Consider the following 18,608-nt stretch of genomic DNA (forward strand, 5'->3'; position numbering starts at 1 on the left):
ACTCAGATATGGGCCGAAAAGCGCGGACAGAGGCTGAAATGCATCACCATCATACTATTAATGCTTGAAGATAATGCTTGAAGACGCCGGCATGAACATCCTTGACTGGACATTTTGTCGCGCTAATTTATTAGTTACGTGAATAAAATAAGGCGTGAAAAGCGCCGGGCGTGAAATCCCCTCACCGGGGGTGTCGACAGGGAGGTGCATATGAAGGTCTCAACGAGAGAATTGATCGTGCCGCTCTTGGCGGGCGCTGCCGCGCTCGCGATGGCGACGGGGGTAGCACAGGCACAGCAGAAAAAGACCATCGCGCTGGTGACCAATGTCGCAGCCGACTTCTGGACCATCGCGGGCCGTGGGCTTGAGAAGGCACAGAAGGAGCACCCGGACTACAATATCGAATTGATCGTCACCAATGAAGGGACGGCGGCCGGCCAGCGGCGCGAACTGGACGATCTGCTGGTGCGCGGCGTCGCTGGTATCTCGATCTCGGTCGACGATGCACCGCATGCAACCGAAGAGCTCAACAAGGTTGCGGCCAAGACCGTGCTGATCACCACGGACAGCGACGCGCCGCAGAGCAATCGCCTCGCCTATATCGGCACCGACAACGTCGCGGCAGGGCGGCAGGCCGGCGAGGAGATCAAGAAGGCGCTGCCGAACGGCGGCAAGATCGCGCTGTTCGTCGGAACGATGGACGCCGACAACGCCCGCGAGCGGGTGCAGGGCATCAAGGAAGCGATCGCCGGCACCAAGGTCGAGCTGGTCGACGTGTTCACCGACCAGGTGGACTTCGCCAAGGCCAAGGCGAACATGGAGAACGTGCTCGTCAAATATCCCGACATCGCGCTGCTGTCCGGCCTGTGGAGCTACGAGACGCCGCTGATCTATGACGCGGTGAAGGCCGCGGGCAAGGCCGGTAAGGTGAAGATCGTCGGCTTCGACGAGGATCAGCGGACGCTGCGCGGGATTTCCGACGGCACGATCGAATCCACGGTCGTGCAGCAGCCCTACGAGTTCGGCTATCTCTCCGCCACCAACATCATCAAGACGCTGAACGGCGACAAGTCCTGGATTCCGAAGGACAGCAAGCTGATCGTGCCGACCAAGGTGATCAGCAAAACCAACGTCGCGGAGTTCGCCGCACATCTGAAGGAACTGCTCAAGAAGTAACTTCAGTCGGCTTCAACGCCCGGCCGCCACAGGCCGCCGGGCGTTGTGCAGGAGGACATGCCGAATGGCGGAAACGCTGCTGGAGCTCAGCGGAATCAGCAAGACCTACCCCGGCGTCAGGGCGCTCGACGACGTCAATTTGCGCGTCAATCGCGGCGAGGTGCTGGGCCTGATCGGCGAGAACGGCGCCGGCAAATCGACGCTGATGCGCGTGCTCGCCGGCGTGATCGCGCCGAGCGCCGGCGTGATCCGCATCGGCAGCACCGAGCACCCCCGGATGACCGTGACCGAGGCGACGCGATGCGGCATCGCCTTCGTGCACCAGGAGCTGAACCTGTTCGACAATCTCGATGTCGCCGCCAACGTCTTCATCGGGCGCGAGAAGCTGGCCGGCGGCCCGCTGAAGCTGGTGGACAATGCGCAGATGCATGCCCGCGTGATGCCACTGCTGGAACGACTGGGCGCCGATTTCACGCCGGGCACGCTGGTCGAGAATTTGTCGATCGCGGAGCGCCAGATGGTGGAGATCGCCAAGGCGCTCTCGATCGACGCCCGCGTCATCATCATGGACGAACCGACCTCCAGCCTGACGATTTCGGAGACGGAGCGGCTGCTCGAGGTGATCGCCGACCTGAAGACGCACGGCATCTCGGTGATCTACATCTCTCACCGGCTCGGCGAGATCATGAGCTGCGCCGATCGCGTCGTGGTCTTGCGCGACGGACGCACCGTCGGGGAATTGGCGCGCGACGAGCTCAGCCACGCCGCCATGATCCGGCTGATGATCGGCCGCGACCTGAAGGCGCTGTATACGCCGCCGGCATGCGCGCCACAGCCCGGCGGCTGCGATATCGCCGGCGTCGTGACCACGGCCTTTCCCGACCGGCAGATCGATCTGTCGGTGCGGCGCGGCGAGATCCTCGGCCTCGCCGGGCTCGTCGGCGCCGGCCGCACCTCCCTTGCTCGTGCGGTGTTCGGCGTTGATCCGCTGCTCGGTGGCGAGATCAGGATCGACAACGCCCCGGTCGGCGTCGCCTCGCCGCGTGATGCGATCAGGCAAGGAATCTACCTGGTGCCGGAGGATCGCAAGAAATCCGGCCTGGTGCTGGAACTGCCGATCAGGGAGAACGTGACGCTCGCGAGCCTGCTGGATCATGCGCGGATGTGGCTGGTCAACGGCGCGGCCGAGCGCAGAATCGCCAAAGACCAGGCCAGGCGGCTGTCCATCAAGGCGCCGAGCATCGACATCGAGGCCGTGACGCTGTCCGGCGGCAACCAGCAAAAGGTGGTGCTGGGCAAGTGGCTCTCCATGCAGCCGCGCGTGATGTTCTTCGACGAGCCGACCCGCGGCATCGATGTCGGCGCCAAGAGCGAGATCTACGCGCTGATGCGCAGCCTCGCCGACCAGGGCGTCGCGATCGTGATGATCTCCTCGGACATGGAGGAAGTGATCGGCGTCTCCGACCGGGTGGCGGTGATGCATGAAGGCAGTGTCAGCGGCGTGCTCGAGCGCGACCAGTTCAGCGAATACAACGTGTTGAGGCTGGCGGTCGGCCACGCGCTCGAAACCATGGAGACCGCTGCGCCATGATGAAGAAGGAACTCGGCTTGTTCTTGCTGCTGGCGGTGATCTCCGCCATCACGGGCGCGATCAATCCGGCCTTCCTGTCGTTCGTGAACCTGCTGAACATGGCCAATCTGATCGGACTGTTCGGTGTGTTTGCGCTGGGTGAAGGCCTCGTCATCATCACCGGAGGAATCGATCTTTCGCTCGGCTCGATGTTCGCGCTGCTTGGCGTCATCTTTATCGACCTGCTGACGACGTATCAGGTGCCCTGGCCTTTGGCGCTGCTGCTGGTCCTGATGGGCGGGCTTGCGCTGGGCGGCATCCAGGGCTTCCTGATCACGCGTCTGAAAATGCAGCCCTTCATCGTGACGCTCTGCGGGTTGCTGATCTATCGCGGCGCCGCGCGCTACTACACCAGCGATTCGACGCGCGGCTTCGGCTACGGTGACGAGGCGAGCACGCTGAGCAATATCGCCTCCGGCAATATTGCGGGCATCCCGAACACCTTCATCTTCCTGATCATGCTTGCACTGATCCTCGGCGTGCTGTTGCACCGCTCGGTCTACGGGCGCTGGCTTTATGCCGTGGGCAAGAACGAGGAAGCGGCGCGCTTCTCCGGCATCAACACCAACCTCGTGATCGCCACCGCCTATGTCATCAGCGGCGGGCTCGCCGGCGTCTCGACCGTGATGTTCGTCTTCTACACCAACTCGGTCTCTCCGAGTTCGTTCGGCAACTTCTACGAACTCTATGCGATTGCGGCGGCCGTCCTCGGTGGCTGCAGCCTGCGCGGCGGCGAGGGCTCCATTCTCGGTATCGTGCTGGGGACCGCGTTGCTGCAGGTGCTGCAGAACCTCGTGAACATCCTGGGCATTCCCAATTCGCTGAACTTCGCGGTGATGGGAACCGTGATCCTGATCGGCGTGCTGGCGGATCAGCAATTGCAGGCCCGTCGACGGCGCAAGGCCGCGCTGGCTGGCCTCGCCCGCACGGCGCCAAGATCGAAGGAAGGTACAATTCTGCAAGGCACAGCTCCGCATGGCGCGACTGCGTTGCCGACGACGGGCGATCAGGCATGACAACTTGAAAAAGGAAGCACCCGGACCAGGAATATGGTCGCGGTGATTTGAGTAGAGGAACGAGGGGAGGAGTTCGATGCGCAAGATCGATCAAGCTCGCGGCGCTCGTATCCAAACTGGCGTGGGCTGGCCCAGCTGAGCCGCAGGCAGACCCTCGCCGCCGTCTTGAAGAGCTTTGGCGTGCGCGCGGATTCTATCTCTGGTTGATTTATCAATTTTTTGCAACAACCACGTTCCACGCTGAAGGGCTTTGGGCGGGAACGTGGCACAAAAATGGACAAAGCCGGGGACGCTGGGAGTGCAGAAAATGTCACTTAGGTCTGTAAACACCGCGCGGGCGTGTGGCGTGGGGATCGCGTTGTTATCTCTGTTCAGCGGCGGCGCGCATGCGGCCGATCTCATCACGAAGGCGCCGCCGGTGCCTTACACGGAGACCGATGATTTCTGGACAAGGCCATATCTGTTCGGCGATCTCGGCAGGACGCAGCTAAAGGAGCGAGGGATCTCGCTGGCCCTGACGCTGGGCGACGAAGCCGTAGGCAACTTGTCGGGCGGCAACAGGAACACCGCGACCCAAGCCGGACAGCTGTTCTTTCAAGCCAAGTTCGACATGGCGAAGCTTGCCGGCATCCAGGGCGGCACGGTCGGCCTCACGCTGGTCGACCGCTTCGGCCGCAACCTGAATGACGAGGCGGGAATTCCGGCTCTGCAACTGACCAACGAAGTGTTCGGCCGCGGCAGCATTCTCCGCCTGACAGAACTCTATTATTCGCAAAAGCTGTTCGATGACCGCCTTGAACTCAAGGGCGGCCGTCTTCCGGTCGGCTCCGACTTCTTCTTTGGTCTCTGCGAGTTCATCAACCTGACCTTCTGCGGCGGCCAGCCCGGCAACATCCAGGGCGGCTACATCTATAACTGGCCGGTGAGCCAATGGGCCGGTGTGGTGCACTACAACTTCGCCAAGGAATGGCAGCTCTCGGTCGGCGTCTACGACGCCAACCCGAACTACCTGACAACGTCGGACTCCGCGACTTACTTCTTGCCCGGTGTCCCCGGCTCGAGCCCGGCCTCGGGCGTGCTGGTGCCGGTCGAGGTCGTCTGGGCGCCGAGCGGTCCGTTGAACGGGACCTGGAGATTTGGCGGCTGGTATGACAGCGCATCGACAATTGATGGCGGCCTGCCGGGGATCATTGCGATCTCGCCGGGCACCGGCGGTGTCTCGGACCAGAATCTCGGAGATTCGCGCGGCCGTTATGGCGTCTATGAATCGATCCTGCAGCGGCTGACGGTTGAAGGTCCCAAGGCGCAGGGCTGGTACACCTTCCTCAATACGACCGTCGCCGACCACCGCACGTCGTACCAGGATTATCAGATCGCCTTCGGCTTCAGACACACCGGAACGTTCGCCTCGCGCCCCGAGGACGAAGTCGGCTTTGCGGTCGGCACGACCCATGTCAATACGGCTGCGCTCACGCCCAACGCCGGAGGAAACGAAGTTCCGATCGAAGCCTGGTACGGGTGGCAGGCGACAGGTTGGATGAACCTGAAGTTCGACGCCCAGTACGTGATGCATCCTGGCGGGCGCGGGTACAATGCCGCCGGCGTGAAGACCGACAACGCCTGGATTCTCGGTCTGCGCACGCTGGTGCACTTCTGAGCGGAGGTGGCCAGCATGCCTGAGCGAAGCCAGCCATGGTAGCCCCTCAAGACGCCGGGCTAGCAATCCTGGAGTTGAAGGGCATCGGCAAGGAGTTCGGCGCCATTCGCGCGTTGCATGACGTCGACCTCCGCGTGTCGCCCGGCGAGGTGGTCGGCCTGATGGGCGACAACGGCGCCGGCAAGTCGACTCTCGTCAAGATCATTGCCGGCGACTTTCCGCCAAGTCACGGCGAGATCCGCTTTGACGGCAAGGCGGTTCATTTCGCCCTGTCCGATCGATGCCCGGTCTCGACGTTGTGACGAAGGACAACGTCGCGGCGATGCCGAAATAGGCGCGCAGGCAGCCCGAGCGGAACGGCATGGATCCGGACCTGTGCTCGCGGTCGACCGACATCGGTATTCCGCCGAGCGGATCCCGGCGGCCATCTTCAATGGCGCCGCCATCGCATTTGACGAGCGCTAGGGAACAATGTGCGTCCCGGTCTCGCCGGTCAGCGCGGCCATGGCGCAATTGAGATGGCTGATGATCGCGCGCTTTCCACCACCCTCGAGAAAGCGGATGGCGGCATCGACCTTGGGGCCCATGCTTCCCGGCGGAAAATGGCCCTCGCGATGATAGGCCTTGATCTGCGCCAGGCTGACCTGATCCAGCTCCCTCTTGTCGGGCTTGCCGAAATTGATCGCGACGCGGGGCACCGCAGTCAGGATCAGCAGTTCCTCGATGCCAAGCACGTTGGCGATATGGGCCGAGGTCAGGTCCTTGTCGATCACTGCCGGCACGCCGGTGCGCACGCCCCGTTCGTCGCGGATCACGGGCATACCGCCGCCGCCGCCTGCGATGACGATGGTGCCGCGTTTGACCAATGCGTCGACCAGCGAAATATCGCAGACATGTTTCGGTTTCGGAGACGGCACGACATGGCGCCAGCCACGTCCGGAGTCCTCGCGCATTTTCCAGTTCAACTCGGCGCTGATGCGCTGGGCTTCCTGCTCGGTGAAAAACGGTCCGACGAACTTGGTCGGATTGGCGAAGGCGGGATCGTTGGCGTCGACCTCGACCTGGGTCAGCAAGCTGGCGACGTGCCGGCCGTTGCCATGCGCGCGCAAGACGTTCTCGATCGCCTGCATCAGAAGATAGCCGATGCCGCCTTGGCTGTGCGCGACGCAGATGTCCATCGACATCGGCGGAATCCGGCTCATCGTCAGCATCTGGCGCATCATGATCTTGCCCACCACCGGTCCGTTGCCGTGGGTGATCACCAGCTCGTTGTCGAGTTCGGCCAGCGGCAGCAGCGCCTCGGCCGTTTGCTGGGCGACGGCCTTCTGCTCATCCGAGGTGCCGCTGATGTCTTCGGGGTGGACGGCATTGCCGCCGATCGCGATCACGAGACGGCGCGGGACCTCATTGAGTGTTCGCATAGCGCGGCATCCTGACGTCGTTAGCGGAAAGAGCGAGAGCGAGGTCGCAGGCCTGGGCATTCGACGGCGCCACCACGATGCCGGCGTCTTCGAGCAGCCTGATCTGCGCCGAACGCACCTGGCGATCGAGTTCGGTCCCCGTCACCGACGCAACCAGGACCGGCGCGTCATCCGCGCGGCCCGCCACGACAGCCGCAAGATGCGCTGCCGGATTGTCATGTGCGCCGTAGCCGATCACGAGATCGAGCAGGATGACGGCGACCGCGGGATCGACCAGCGCCGCCCGCAAGGCATCGTCGCGCACCGAAGGATCGATCATCGGATGCGGCCGGCCCTGGGTATATTCGTCGGCCCCGAGGTCGACGATGCGGTCCCTCCCCTGCGCCTCCGGGTCGCCGAAATGCGGGACGCCGGGAATGGCGGCATTCGATGCCACCTTGCGACCGCCCGCGGCAAGGATCACCTGCGCCTCGGCACAGAGCGTGCCGCCGGCGAACAGCCCCTCGATGCGCTGCGCTGCCTTGCGTCGCTGCGGCAAACGCGCAGCCACGGCGGCAGCGTCGAACTTGCCGCCAATGCTCCGGCCGTTGCCGAGGGTTTTCTCGGCCGCTTCCCTCAACGTACCGGCAAAGCGTGCATTTGACGGCAGATCCGCCGAGGCGGCGCCGATGAAGCACACCGTATAGGGCTTCGAGCTGTTTCCGATCCGGCCGAGCACAGCCCTGGCGACGTCCGGGTGCGGCGGCTTGGAGATGAGCACGACGCGATCGGTCTCGGGATCGGCATCAAGGGCGTCGATCGCCATCAATGTCGTGATGCCGCCGATCTCCTTCTTCAAATCCCGTCCGCCGACGCCGATGGCGTGGGAAATGCCTTCTCCCGCCTCGGACAGCAGGCACGACACCTCCTGCGTCCCGGTCCCGGATGCGCCGATGATCCCAATCCTGCCGCGCTCAAGCCGGTTGGCGAAGGCGAGCGGCGCGCCGCCGATGACCGCCGTGCCGCAGTCCGGTCCCATCATCAAGAGGCCCGCTTCGCGCGCCTGTTGCTTCAGCGACAATTCATCCGCAATCGAGACATTGTCGCTGAACATCAGGACATGAAGCCCGCGGTTCAGCGCCTTGCGCGCCTCCGCCGCGGCGAACTCGCCGGGAACGGAGATCAGGGCGAGGTTGGCGGCGGGTGCCGCCTTGACGGCCGCGGCAATGCTGCGCGGCCGCCACGCCGCTTCGCCGCTGCTGCTCGTCTTGGGGCGGTCGAGCGCCTTTTGCGCTTCGGCAAGCGCAGCGCGTGCCGCCGCTTCGCTCTCGGCCTTGATCGCGAGGATCAGATCATTGCCCTGCGCGATCGCCTCGCCATCGAGCAATCCGGCGTTGCGCAAGATCGCCTGGTTGGACGGCGTGCCCATCATCAGCGCGGCTTCGACGACGCCCGCCGCCGACGCGACCTCGCGCGACAACCGCATCAACGCCACCGAGTCGAGATAGAAGCCCTTGCGAATTTCGTTCAGGACATACGCGCTCATGACACCCCCAGATCTTCCGCAATGGCGAGGACCGCCTGCCGGAAGCAAGCCATCGGCGCCCGCACCACGCCGGCGCCGACCTGGCCGATGCCGGGCTCGCGATGCGCGATGCCGGTGTTGATGACCGGTGCGAGGCCGGTCTCCACCACCAGGCGAACGTCGATGCCGGTCGGCACGCCGGCAAAATCGAGCGCGGGGATCGTCCATTCCGGATTCTGCCCGACAGTGATTTCGCTCATTGCCCGCGTGAAATTGCCGGCCGACGACGGCGCCCCGGCGCCGATGAAGCCGGCAACCGCCGGAGCTGCCGCCATCGCGAAGCCACCAAGCCCGACCGTCTCGACGATCGCGGAGTCGCCCATGTCGGGATTGGCATCCTTGCGCGAATAGCCCGGGAAATAGAGCCCTTCCGGCATCTCCACCGGCGCCGTGAACCAGCGATCGCCCAATCCGCTGACGCGGACCCCGAAATCGGTTCCGTTGCGGCACATCGCGGTTACCACCGTCGAACCGCGAATGCCGTTGGCGGGATCGGTCAGCGCCTTGCCCATCGCCATCGCGATGTTGAGAAAGAACTGATCGTTCTGCGCGATAAAGCCAATGCAGCTTGCGAGAACCTCGTTGTCGTTCGAGGTGCGCGCCAGCGCCGACCCGATCTCGCGCAGGAACACGCTGGAGCAGGCCAGGTTGCGCTGGTGCATTTCATCGCCCATCGAGAGCCCGCGCGCGATGATCGCCTTCAGGTCGATCCCGCCATGCGCGCGGATTGCCCTGGCCAGCACCGGCCCGAATACGTCACGCAGCCAGCCGAGGCGCGCCAGCACGCTATCGTCATTGCCGCCGAAGCGCATGACCTTGCCGAGGCCCTCGTTGATGGCGCAGTAGGCGCGGTTGCCGTATTTGGTGTTTTCGACGACGAACACCGGCATGGAGACCGTGGTCATGCCGGTCATCGGACCGACCGCGCCGAAATGATGGTTGGGGTGGAAGGCGACGCCGCCGCCGGCCGCGACTTCGAAGGCGGCTTCAAGATCCGGAGCCCAGCCCTCGAACACGATCGCGCCGGCTACCGCGCCACGCATCGGACCGCACATTCGGTCCCACGTGATCGGCGGCCCGGCATGAAGGATCATGAGCTCCTTCAACCCTTCCAGCACATCGCGCGCCGGAACGATATCGATCAGCCTGGGCTCACCCTCGAGGATGCGTGCCAGCGCCTGCTTGTTGGCGTCTTCGATCAGCTTCATGGCCGTTCTCTCACGTACCGAGCTTGGCGAGCAGTGCCGCCATTTTGGGATCGCCGTCGGCAGGCGGCGTCCAATCGACCTGCACGACCTCGATATCGCAATCCCGCAAGTCCTTCACAAAGCCTGCCAGCCCGACGTTCACCACGCTCGGCTTGCTCATCAACAGACGCCCGCTCGGCGTCCCTTCCTGCTTGGTCACCACTCGCGGCCTCCCGAGATCCGATGCATCAATCTTAGTAAGAAAGTTTTTACTTTGTCAAACACGCGCAACCTTTCGTCCGAATTGCCGTTGCGTCGCATGATCGTTTAGGCTCCTGCGATTGATCGCGTCGGCGCGCCGTTGCCGGCGAGGCCGGCATGATGCAGCGCGCTGTCGTTGAGCAGCCGGCACTCGATCGCGCGCAACACCATCAGCGCACCTGCAAACGCATCCAGTCCAGAGCTTTGCCCGATCCGCGACAGCGCCGCGACCGCGGACTTGATACGATCCACCCGTCCGCCAATCGTCGCATCGATGGCCTCATGGAGCGCCGCCGCCGCGAAGCCGAGCACGGCACTGTGCAGATGGGCAGCACTGATCTCATTGGTCCGACCGAGATGCGCGCGACAGGTCTTCCACAGCGCATCGCGCGTCGCGAGACGGCCGAGGCCGGCGAGCGCGACCAGCGCGCCGCCGATCAAGTCGTCGCCAGATGGCGTGAGCCCGGGACCAAGGCCGATCAATTCGACGATCCCCGGGTAGTCACGCGGTACACATCGCTCTCCGCGAAGCCCGGCCTCGATCAATCGCCTAAGCGCGGCGAGCCCCGGCGCCGCAGCAGCGAGCACGCGAGACGGCCTTGCAGGCGGTTGCACGCCACCCGACGCGGCGAGCCCCTGCTCGACCGGCAAGCGACGCCAGACCTGATCGACCATCGCAAGCCCTGCCCGCAAACTGTCGAGCGTCCATTCCGGCGCCGGCGGCGGCGCCCATACGGAAGCCGTCTCGAAACCGGCAAACCGCATACCGTCGACGAGCAGCATCGTGTCGACGATCGCAACCTCTTGTCCGGGAATGAGCAGCCGTGGTTCGATCCCGGTGCACAGAAGATGCAGCGGGCCGGAGCCGAGGTCTGTGACACCGATGCAGATCCAGCGATCGTCGAGCACCGCATAAAGGCTGCGCTCGAACACCGCCGCAATGCGGCCGCGCCGTCCGCTGCGCAGCGCGCGGCGCGCCAGCACGCCGACCTCGATCACGGCACCGCCGTCGTATCGTTCAGACACGGGCGCGCCGGGCAGGTCACGAACCGTATTGCCTGGCCGCATCACACCGATCTCCCGCTGCGCAACCATGGCGTCAGGACGCGAGCACTGCGGTTCGCGGCATACTACTCCCGTGGGCCTCTCCGCCGAGATAGGCGGCTTCAAGCGAGGGATCTTCCGCGATGATTTCGGCGGCGCCGCTCTTCAAGATGGCGCCGGTCTCGAGCAGATAGGCCCTGTCGGCAAGCGCAAGGGCTTGCCCGGCCATCTGGTCGACCACGATCAAGGTCATCCCCTCGACGCGAAGCTGCTCGAACGACGCGAACAACTCGTCGACGACAAGGGGCGCCAGTCCAAGCGACGGCTCGTCAAGCATGAAGACCTTGGGCGCGGTCAGGAGCCCACGCGCGACTGCGAGCATCTGCTGCTCGCCGCCCGACAAAAGGCCCGCGCGATGATTGATGCGCTCCTTCAGGCGCGGAAAGCGGGCAAACATCGCGTCGATCTCCGCGTCGAGATCGAGGCCCTTGCGTGCGAAAGCGCCGAGCTGCAAGTTCTGCCGCACCGTCAGTTCGGGAAACACCTGCCGTCCTTCGGGCGCCAGCACGATGCCTGCCCTGGCGCGGATATGCGCAGGCATCTTGTCGACGCGGGCGCCGGACAGCCGGATCTCGCCGACCGACCGCGGTGGTTCGAGACCGGCAATCGAGCGCATCAGGGTGGTTTTGCCCGCTCCATTGGCGCCGAGTACGGCGATGGCCTCGCCGGGGGCTACGGCAAGGTCGATCCCACCGAGCGCCCGCGACAGGCCATAGAAGGCATCGAGCGTGCGGACTTCGAGCGCCGTGCCTTGTTTCGCCGGGCGTGGCGCGCGGCGCCGCTCACCCGACGGCGCGTCGCCGAGATAGGCCTTGCGGACCAGCGGATCGTTGCGGATCGCCGCCGCATCGCCGATCGCGATGCGCTTGCCGCCATCGAGAACGACGATGAGGTCACTCAGCGACATGATCATCGGCATGTCGTGCTCCACGATGATGACGGCGATCCCGGTCTCCGCGATGCGACGGAGCAGAACCGTCAGCCGCTGCTTGTCGCCCTTCGAAAGACCCGCGGCCGGCTCGTCGAGCAGCAGGATCTTCGGGCGTAAAGCGAGCGCCCTCGCGATCTCGACCAGTCGCTTCTCGCCATGGGGCAGCGAGTCCGCGCGTCTGCTCAAATCGCCGTCGACACCGGCAAAGCGCAACAGCGACCGCGCAAGGCGCTCCTGCGCGTCATTGTGCAGCGCCGACACGATGTTGCCGAGCTTGCCCGCCGTCGCCGCCAGCAGGACGTTCTCGATGATCGAGAGCGAGCCGAATAGCTGCGTCGTCTGGAACGTTCGCGCCACTCCGACACGCGCAAGCCGGTGCGACGGCAAACCGGTGACGTCGCGGTCGCCAAGCTTCACGGTGCCGGATTTCGGACGGTAGAAGCCGCAAAGCAGATTCAGCGCGCTGGTCTTCCCCGCACCATTGGGGCCGATGACGCTGGTCACCGTGCCGGGTTCGGCGGTAAACGAGACGTCCTGCACGGCGCGGACACCGCCGAACGAGATCGAGAGATTTGTGACGTCAAGACGCGACGCGCTGCTGGTCCCGATGCCGAGGTCGGCGACCGGCTGGACGCCCATTGCGCCCGTATCGGCCTTCGATCCCGTCGGCAGGAACCTTGCCGCAAATTGCTCGATCAGCCCCATGATGCCAGAGGGCGCGAGCCGCAGCACGGCGAAAAGCAGCACGCCGAAGGCAAGCAGACGATACTCCGCGAGTTCGGACAGCATTTCCGGCAGCAGCACGACGAGCGCCGCCCCGATCACCGGCCCCAGCGCCGAGCCGGCGCCGCCGACCATGACGCCGAACAGCAGCAGGATCGATTGCAGAAAGGGGAACGAACTCGGACTGATATAGCCCTGGAGGGGCGCAAACAGCGCTCCCGCCAACGCCATCGCTGCGGCCGAGATGATGAACGCCACGGTGCGGACCCGCACGAGATCAATGCCGATCGAGCGCGTCGCAACCTCGGTGTCGCGGGCGGCACGCATGGCGTAGCCCCAGCCGCTCCGCTTCAAGCGCTCGAACAGGATGAGGCCGGCGAACACCAGCACGATGCCGGCGATCGCCAAATGCCGCTCCGACAGCGGAAAGCCGAACACTTCCGGCGGCGCGGTCAGGATCAGGCCGTTGCCGCCGCCCGTGAGGTCGCGCCACTCGATCGTGCCGTGTTCGACGATGAAGCCGAAGGCGATCGTCACCATCGCGAGATATGGACCTCGCACGCGCAAGGCCGGCATGGCGAGCAGACCACCGACGACGCTGACAAGGGCAATCGCGGCAGCCGTCGCCGCCAGGTAGGGCCACCCCGCCTTCTCCATCAGGAGCACGGTCGTATAGGCCCCGATCGCCATGAAGCCGATGTGGCCCAGCGAGATCTGCCCCGCCAAACCGAGCAGCACGTTGAGGCCGATACAGGCGATCGCCGTCAGCGAGATGGTCGCGACCAGGAACACGCCGTAGCTGTCGGCAACGGCGGCATAGAGGATAGCGGCCGCGAGTGCCGCGACGGCGGCGAGAATAGAGACGCGAGAGGTCATACCTTTTTCACTCCGGCTCGGCCGAGCAGCCCGTGGGGGAGGACGACAAGGATCGCGATCACCGAGGCGAATGTGATGATCTGGGTGTAGACCGATCCCAGGTAATTGGTCGCGAACACCTCGATCAGGCCGAGACAGAGCCCGGCCAGCATCACGCCCCAGGCGCTGCCGAGGCCGCCGATGATCGCCGCCGCGAAGGCCTTGATGCCGAACAGCGTGCCCATTTCGGAGGACACGTTGAACAGGGGCGCGATCAGCAGCGCCGCAACCCCGGCCAGCATCGCCGAGACCGCGTAGCTTGCCGCGATGGCGCCGCTGACGTTGATGCCCATCAGCCGGGCGGCGTTCGGGTTCTGGACCACCGCGAGCATGGCGACGCCGTGGCGCGTTCGGCGACTGAGCAGATGAAGTGCCAGCGCCAGCAGCAATCCGACCACGGGAATCAGGAGCTGCAACGGATAGACCCCCGCGCCCTCGACGATCTGGATCGGCTTGGCCGCCAGGACGGACGGAAAGCTGCGCGGCTCCTTGCCGAAGACGAACATCATCACGTTGTCGACGATGATGCCGACCGCAACGGTCGCCATCAGCCAGTTGTCGGAGCCGCGCTGCACGAACGGCCGGACGGCAAAGCGCTCAATCAGCAGGCCATAGACCGCGCAGACGAGCAGAACGGCGGGAATGCCGGCCGCGGCCGGCCATCCCCACAGCACGAGGAAGAAGTATCCGGCAACGGCTCCCAGGGTCATCGAGCTGCCCTGGGAGAAATTGACCGTGCCGGAGACGGCGTAGGTGACGTGGAAGCCAAGCGCAAGCAGCCCGTACATGCTCCCGAGCGCCAGTCCTGTTATCACCGCGGGAAGAAATGACATCGATGACTACCCTGCTTGTTTGTCGGACGATCTCGCGCGGTCAGTTCCGCGCGAACGGCATGATGTGGTTGTCCTCGAAACGCGCCCAGATGTAGTCCCCCGCCGTCAGCGCATCGTGCTTGTCCTGCGCGAACGGCTTCTCATAGGTCTTGATCAAGCCGTCCACGCGGTCGATGGCGTAGAAACCGTCACGGACGGCGGTCGGTTCGGTGCCGCCGGCCTTTTCGATTGCTCGCGCAATGACCAGGATGGAATCGTAGGCGTTGGCGACGCCAACTGCCGGCGTCACGTCCGCGGGACCCTTGATGTCTGAATACTTCGCCTGCAAGGCCGACATCACCCGCTTGCCGACCGGCGACAGGTTCCCGAAGAAGCTGTAGGTCTGGACGAAAATCACGTTCTCCGCGCTCGGCCCGGCGAGCTCGGTGAAGCGGCCGCCGGCCGGCCCCCAATGCGAAACGATCGGTGGCGCCCAGCCCATGCGGTCGAGCGATTTCACCACCTGGGAGGACGGTCCGACATTGCCGACCAGGTAGAGCGTATCGGCGCCTGCCTGCTTCAGCCGCGACAGCTGGGAAACGACATCGACGTCGTTGCCTTCGAACTTCTCGACGCCGGCAGGCTCAATTCCTGCGGCCTTCAACGCCGCCTTCAGGCCATGCTCGTTCGACTCGCCCCAGGGATTGTTGACCAGGATGAGCCCGGGCTTTTTCGCATTGTAGGTCTTGCGCGAGAACTGGACGATCGCCTTGTCGACCTCATCGTCCATGGCCGAGACGCGGAACACGTAGTTGGACGGCGCGCCGTTCCGCGTGATGTTGGTCCCGGCGGCCCACGGCACGACGAACGGCACCTTGACGTTGTTGACGAACGGCACGATGGCAAGCTCGACCGGTGTGTCGAGGCCGCCGACCAGGACCGCGACCTTCTCGCGCTGAATCAGCTCGCGCGCGGCGATCAGCCCTTTGGCCGGATTGCTCTCGTCGTCGCGGCGGACGAGCTCGAGCGGACGTCCAAGCACGCCGCCCTTCGCGTTGATTTCCTCGATGGCAATTGTCGCTCCGCGGGTCAGCGCCTCGCCGGCGCGCGCCGACTGCCCCGACAGGGCGGTCACCAGGCCGATCTTGATCGGTTCGGCCGCGCGCGTGCCAGACGTGAACGGCAACGCGGCCAGCAGGATCGTCGCTGCGGCGTGCCAAACCGGCCAACGACGCGCAGGTCCGGACGAAACTATGCTCCTGAAGTTCATCTTCGGTGTTCCTCCGCTGATGGCGGCCTCGGCATCGAAGCCGCCAGTTCCTCCGCTGCCGCTTATGCGCGGACTTGACGGAAGTAAAAACTTTCTTCAAAAATATTCCGATGTCAAGCGAGCGATCAGCCGCGCGGAGAAAATTCCGATGGACCCAAGGAATGTCGAGGCCCGCGACGTGTTGATCTCGATCGCGGAAGATGGCGACCGCCTGTCGCGCGGGGAAGCGGTATTGCGCTCGGATTCTGTCGGACCGGCCCTCGCGGCTCACGGACGCTATCGCTACAGCGCGATCGGGCAACGCTCGGATTTCAATTGGCCGCAAGGGCGGCGGCTTGCCGTCTATGTCGGCCTCAACCTCGAGCATTTCGCATTCGGCGACGGGCTCGGTGCCGAGCTCTGCCCCGGCGGTCCGCATCCGGACGTCCTCAACTACGCCTGGCGCGACTATGGCAACCGTGTCGGCGTGTGGCGCCTGATCGAGCTGTTCGACGAGCTGGAGCTGCCGCTGTCGGTGCTCGCCAACAGCAGCATGTATCACTACTGCCCCGAAGTCATGGAGGCATTTCGCTCCCGCGGCGACGAAATTGTCGGTCACGGCCGCACCAATTCCGAGCGCCAGGGTGTGCTTACGCCCGACGAGGAGCGTCAATTGATCGCGGAGGCGACCGATGTCATCGCGCGTGCCGAAGGGCGGCCGCCGCGCGGCTGGCTGGGGCCCTGGATTTCGCAATCACAGGTCACACCCGATCTGCTGGCCGAAGCAGGCTACGAGTACCTGCTCGACTGGTGCATGGACGATCAGCCGGTGTGGTTCTCGACGCGGAACGGCGGCCGCATCCTTTCAGTGCCCTATCCGCAGGAGTTGAACGATATCCCCTCGATCGTCGGTCGCAAGGACTCCGGTGAGCAGTTCGCCACCATGATCACCGACACGTTCGAGGAGATGCTGGCACAATCGAAAAGGCAGTCGCTCGTCATGGGAATTGCGCTGCACCCCTATCTGGTCGGCCAGCCGCACCGCCTGCGTCCGCTGCGCCGCGCCCTGCAGACAATCCTGGCGCGGCGTGACGAGATCTGGATCACCACCGCTGGAGGCATAGCCGCGTTCTCGCGCGCACTGCCCGACGGCATCGTCCCAACATGATGAAAACAAATCGGGACCCGATCGCCTCGCCGTTGCAACGAACCGGAGACGACCAGTGAGCACTGCCGACACGCTGTTTCGAAACGCCCGACTGGTCGATGGGCGCACCGTCGATATCGCCGTGCGCGATGGCCGCATCACCTCGATCGCGTCGCACTCGCAATCGCCGGTCGCGGCCGGCGAAACCCTTGATCTGGCCGGACGCCTGGTGTTGCCGGGGCTGGTCGATGGTCATATCCACCTCGACAAGGGCTTCGTCGGCGACGATTGGAAGTCCCACCGCCCCTGCACCGCCGGTTTCAGCGTGCGCGAGCGCGTCAAGTTCGAAAAGGAGGCGCTTGCCGGCGCCAGGCCGATTGCGGTGCGGGCGGCGGCGCTGATCGACCTCTGCGCCGCGCACGGCACGACCCAGATGCGCAGCCACGTCGATATCGACCTTCAGGTCGGGTTGCGCAATCTCGAGCAGGTCATGGCGGCGCGCGACGCGCACCGCGACAAGGTGTCGGTCCAGATCGTCGCCTTTCCGCAAAGCGGCATCGCGACGTCGCCGGGCGTGGCCGGACTGCTCGACGAGGCGGTTCGCGCCGGCGCGGACCTGGTCGGCGGCCTTGATCCGGCGGGTTACGATGCCGACATCGACGGGCATCTCGACGTCATCTTCGGCATTGCCGACCGCCGCGGGGTCGGCATCGACATTCACCTGCATGACGGCGGCTTGCTCGGTATCTTCGAGATCGAGAACATTGCACGCCGGACGAAGGCCCTCGGGCTCGGCGGCAAGGTCACGATCAGCCATGCCTATGCGCTCGGCGAGGTGCCGCGTGACGTCGTTCAGCGCACCGCGCAGCTGCTCGCCGAGGCCGGGGTCGCGATTTTGACCAACGCGCCCGGAGCGCATGCGTTTCCGCCGGTGCTGCTGCTGCGCGATGCCGGCGTCAATGTGTTCGCCGGCAATGACAACATCCGCGATTCCTGGTGGCCCTATGGCGACGGCGACCTCCTGGAGCGCGCCATGATCGTCGGCTACCGCTCCGGCTTCAACACGGATGCCGACCTGGCGGCCGCCTTCAACATGGTAACCACCAACGCCGCGCAGGCCCTCGGCCTCCCGGACTATGGGGTGGCCGAGGGTGCGGCGGCGGACTTCGTCGTGCTCGACGCGCAGCACGTGCAAGAGGCCGTGGTGGCCCGGCCCAGGCCGCGCGACGTCTACAAGAATGGCCGACTTGTCGCGCATGGCGGCACGATCGTGACGGCGGCGTGCTGATGTGGATGTGGAGACCGGAACATCGGGAAGGTTACCCCTTGACGAGCCACCGCAATAGCGATCTCAATCCCGCGAGCCTGCGCGGCAGGGCCCCGCATCCCGTTGAACATGATGGGCGGGGACATATTGTCCGCGCAGGGCTCGTACAACCTGAGAAAAGCTTGTCCCGTGACTGAAACGACAGCATCGACCACCCCGGCCCGCAGCGCCACGCGCGGCAGACGGGCACGCGATTCCGCGTTGACGAAGGAAGCGATCCTGCACGCGGCGACGTTCGAGTTCTGCCGCAACGGCATTGGCGGGGCTCGGGTTGAAGCCATCGCGAAGCGCGCCAAAGCCAACATGCGGTTGCTGTACGCCTATTTCGGCGACAAGAACGGCCTTTATCTCGCCGTGCTCGAACACGTCTACACCGAGATCCGCGCGGCCGAACAGCAACTCAAGCTCGACGACCTCGATCCGGTCGCGGCCATGCGCGAGCTGATCAACTTCACGTTCACCTTTTTCGGGGCGCACCAGAACTATAT

The 18,608-nt window shown here is 64.8% G+C and carries 15 protein-coding genes and 1 pseudogene; 8 read left to right on the forward strand and 8 right to left on the reverse strand.

Annotated elements, in window-relative coordinates; translation table 11 throughout:
* The first annotated feature begins 210 nt into the window (after positions 1-210).
* From PMN64_RS35040 to PMN64_RS35060, 5 genes and pseudogenes are all read left to right on the forward strand, one after another.
* Positions 211-1,176, forward strand: coding sequence for a sugar-binding protein (locus tag PMN64_RS35040; RefSeq protein WP_212055523.1), 966 nt, complete (start codon positions 211-213; stop codon positions 1,174-1,176).
* Between the two features lie 64 nt (positions 1,177-1,240).
* A complete protein-coding gene (locus PMN64_RS35045; RefSeq protein WP_411784015.1) occupies positions 1,241-2,767 on the forward strand; it encodes a sugar ABC transporter ATP-binding protein in 1,527 nt (508 codons plus the stop codon).
* Positions 2,764-3,822 (forward strand): ABC transporter permease, encoded by a 1,059-nt coding sequence (locus PMN64_RS35050; RefSeq protein ID WP_411784016.1) that lies wholly within the window; start codon positions 2,764-2,766, stop codon positions 3,820-3,822. Before PMN64_RS35045 ends, PMN64_RS35050 begins: the two co-directional genes overlap by 4 nt.
* Positions 3,823-4,129: 307 nt before the next feature.
* Complete coding sequence (locus tag PMN64_RS35055) at positions 4,130-5,479, forward strand: carbohydrate porin (RefSeq protein ID WP_411784017.1); 1,350 nt, start codon at positions 4,130-4,132, stop codon at positions 5,477-5,479.
* Positions 5,480-5,514: 35 nt separating this feature from the next.
* A pseudogene (locus tag PMN64_RS35060) lies at positions 5,515-5,745 on the forward strand (ATP-binding cassette domain-containing protein); the annotation flags it as partial.
* A 195-nt stretch (positions 5,746-5,940) separates the two neighbouring features.
* Here PMN64_RS35060 and arcC read toward each other — a convergent pair.
* From arcC to PMN64_RS35100, 8 genes are all read right to left on the reverse strand, one after another.
* Positions 5,941-6,900 carry a carbamate kinase gene (gene arcC / locus PMN64_RS35065; RefSeq protein WP_016840183.1) on the reverse strand — a complete coding sequence of 320 codons (960 nt, stop codon included), beginning with the start codon at positions 6,898-6,900 and terminating at the stop codon, positions 5,941-5,943.
* Positions 6,884-8,425 (reverse strand): acyl-CoA synthetase FdrA, encoded by a 1,542-nt coding sequence (gene fdrA / locus PMN64_RS35070; RefSeq protein ID WP_411784018.1) that lies wholly within the window; start codon positions 8,423-8,425, stop codon positions 6,884-6,886. Before fdrA ends, arcC begins: the two co-directional genes overlap by 17 nt.
* On the reverse strand, positions 8,422-9,672 hold the full coding sequence (locus PMN64_RS35075; RefSeq protein ID WP_411784019.1) for a DUF1116 domain-containing protein: 1,251 nt from the start codon (positions 9,670-9,672) through the stop codon (positions 8,422-8,424). Before PMN64_RS35075 ends, fdrA begins: the two co-directional genes overlap by 4 nt.
* Before the next feature lie 10 nt (positions 9,673-9,682).
* The gene (locus PMN64_RS35080; RefSeq protein WP_028333377.1) at positions 9,683-9,874 is read right to left on the reverse strand and encodes a hypothetical protein; all 192 of its coding nucleotides are present in this window, start codon (positions 9,872-9,874) and stop codon (positions 9,683-9,685) included.
* 104 nt (positions 9,875-9,978) lie between these two features.
* A complete protein-coding gene (locus PMN64_RS35085; protein ID WP_411784020.1) occupies positions 9,979-10,980 on the reverse strand; it encodes a DUF2877 domain-containing protein in 1,002 nt (333 codons plus the stop codon).
* A 31-nt stretch (positions 10,981-11,011) separates the two neighbouring features.
* On the reverse strand, positions 11,012-13,546 hold the full coding sequence (locus PMN64_RS35090; protein ID WP_411784021.1) for an ATP-binding cassette domain-containing protein: 2,535 nt from the start codon (positions 13,544-13,546) through the stop codon (positions 11,012-11,014).
* Positions 13,543-14,418, reverse strand: a complete 876-nt coding sequence (locus PMN64_RS35095; RefSeq protein WP_076826929.1) for a branched-chain amino acid ABC transporter permease — start codon at positions 14,416-14,418, stop codon at positions 13,543-13,545. The genes PMN64_RS35090 and PMN64_RS35095 overlap by 4 nt, the downstream gene beginning before the upstream one ends.
* Before the next feature lie 40 nt (positions 14,419-14,458).
* On the reverse strand, positions 14,459-15,583 hold the full coding sequence (locus tag PMN64_RS35100; RefSeq protein WP_212055535.1) for an ABC transporter substrate-binding protein: 1,125 nt from the start codon (positions 15,581-15,583) through the stop codon (positions 14,459-14,461).
* 232 nt (positions 15,584-15,815) lie between these two features.
* Here PMN64_RS35100 and PMN64_RS35105 point away from each other — a divergent pair, with 232 nt between their 5' ends.
* The 3 genes from PMN64_RS35105 to PMN64_RS35115 form a co-directional block, all read left to right on the forward strand.
* The gene (locus tag PMN64_RS35105; protein ID WP_411784022.1) at positions 15,816-16,814 is read left to right on the forward strand and encodes a polysaccharide deacetylase family protein; all 999 of its coding nucleotides are present in this window, start codon (positions 15,816-15,818) and stop codon (positions 16,812-16,814) included.
* A 55-nt stretch (positions 16,815-16,869) separates the two neighbouring features.
* Positions 16,870-18,081, forward strand: a complete 1,212-nt coding sequence (locus tag PMN64_RS35110; protein WP_028338423.1) for an amidohydrolase family protein — start codon at positions 16,870-16,872, stop codon at positions 18,079-18,081.
* Between the two features lie 126 nt (positions 18,082-18,207).
* The coding region (locus tag PMN64_RS35115) for a TetR/AcrR family transcriptional regulator (RefSeq protein WP_411784023.1) at positions 18,208-18,608 on the forward strand (401 nt) is incomplete at its 3' end.

This window comes from Bradyrhizobium sp. UFLA01-814 (genome assembly GCF_046718885.1).
Lineage (GTDB): Bacteria > Pseudomonadota > Alphaproteobacteria > Rhizobiales > Xanthobacteraceae > Bradyrhizobium > Bradyrhizobium elkanii.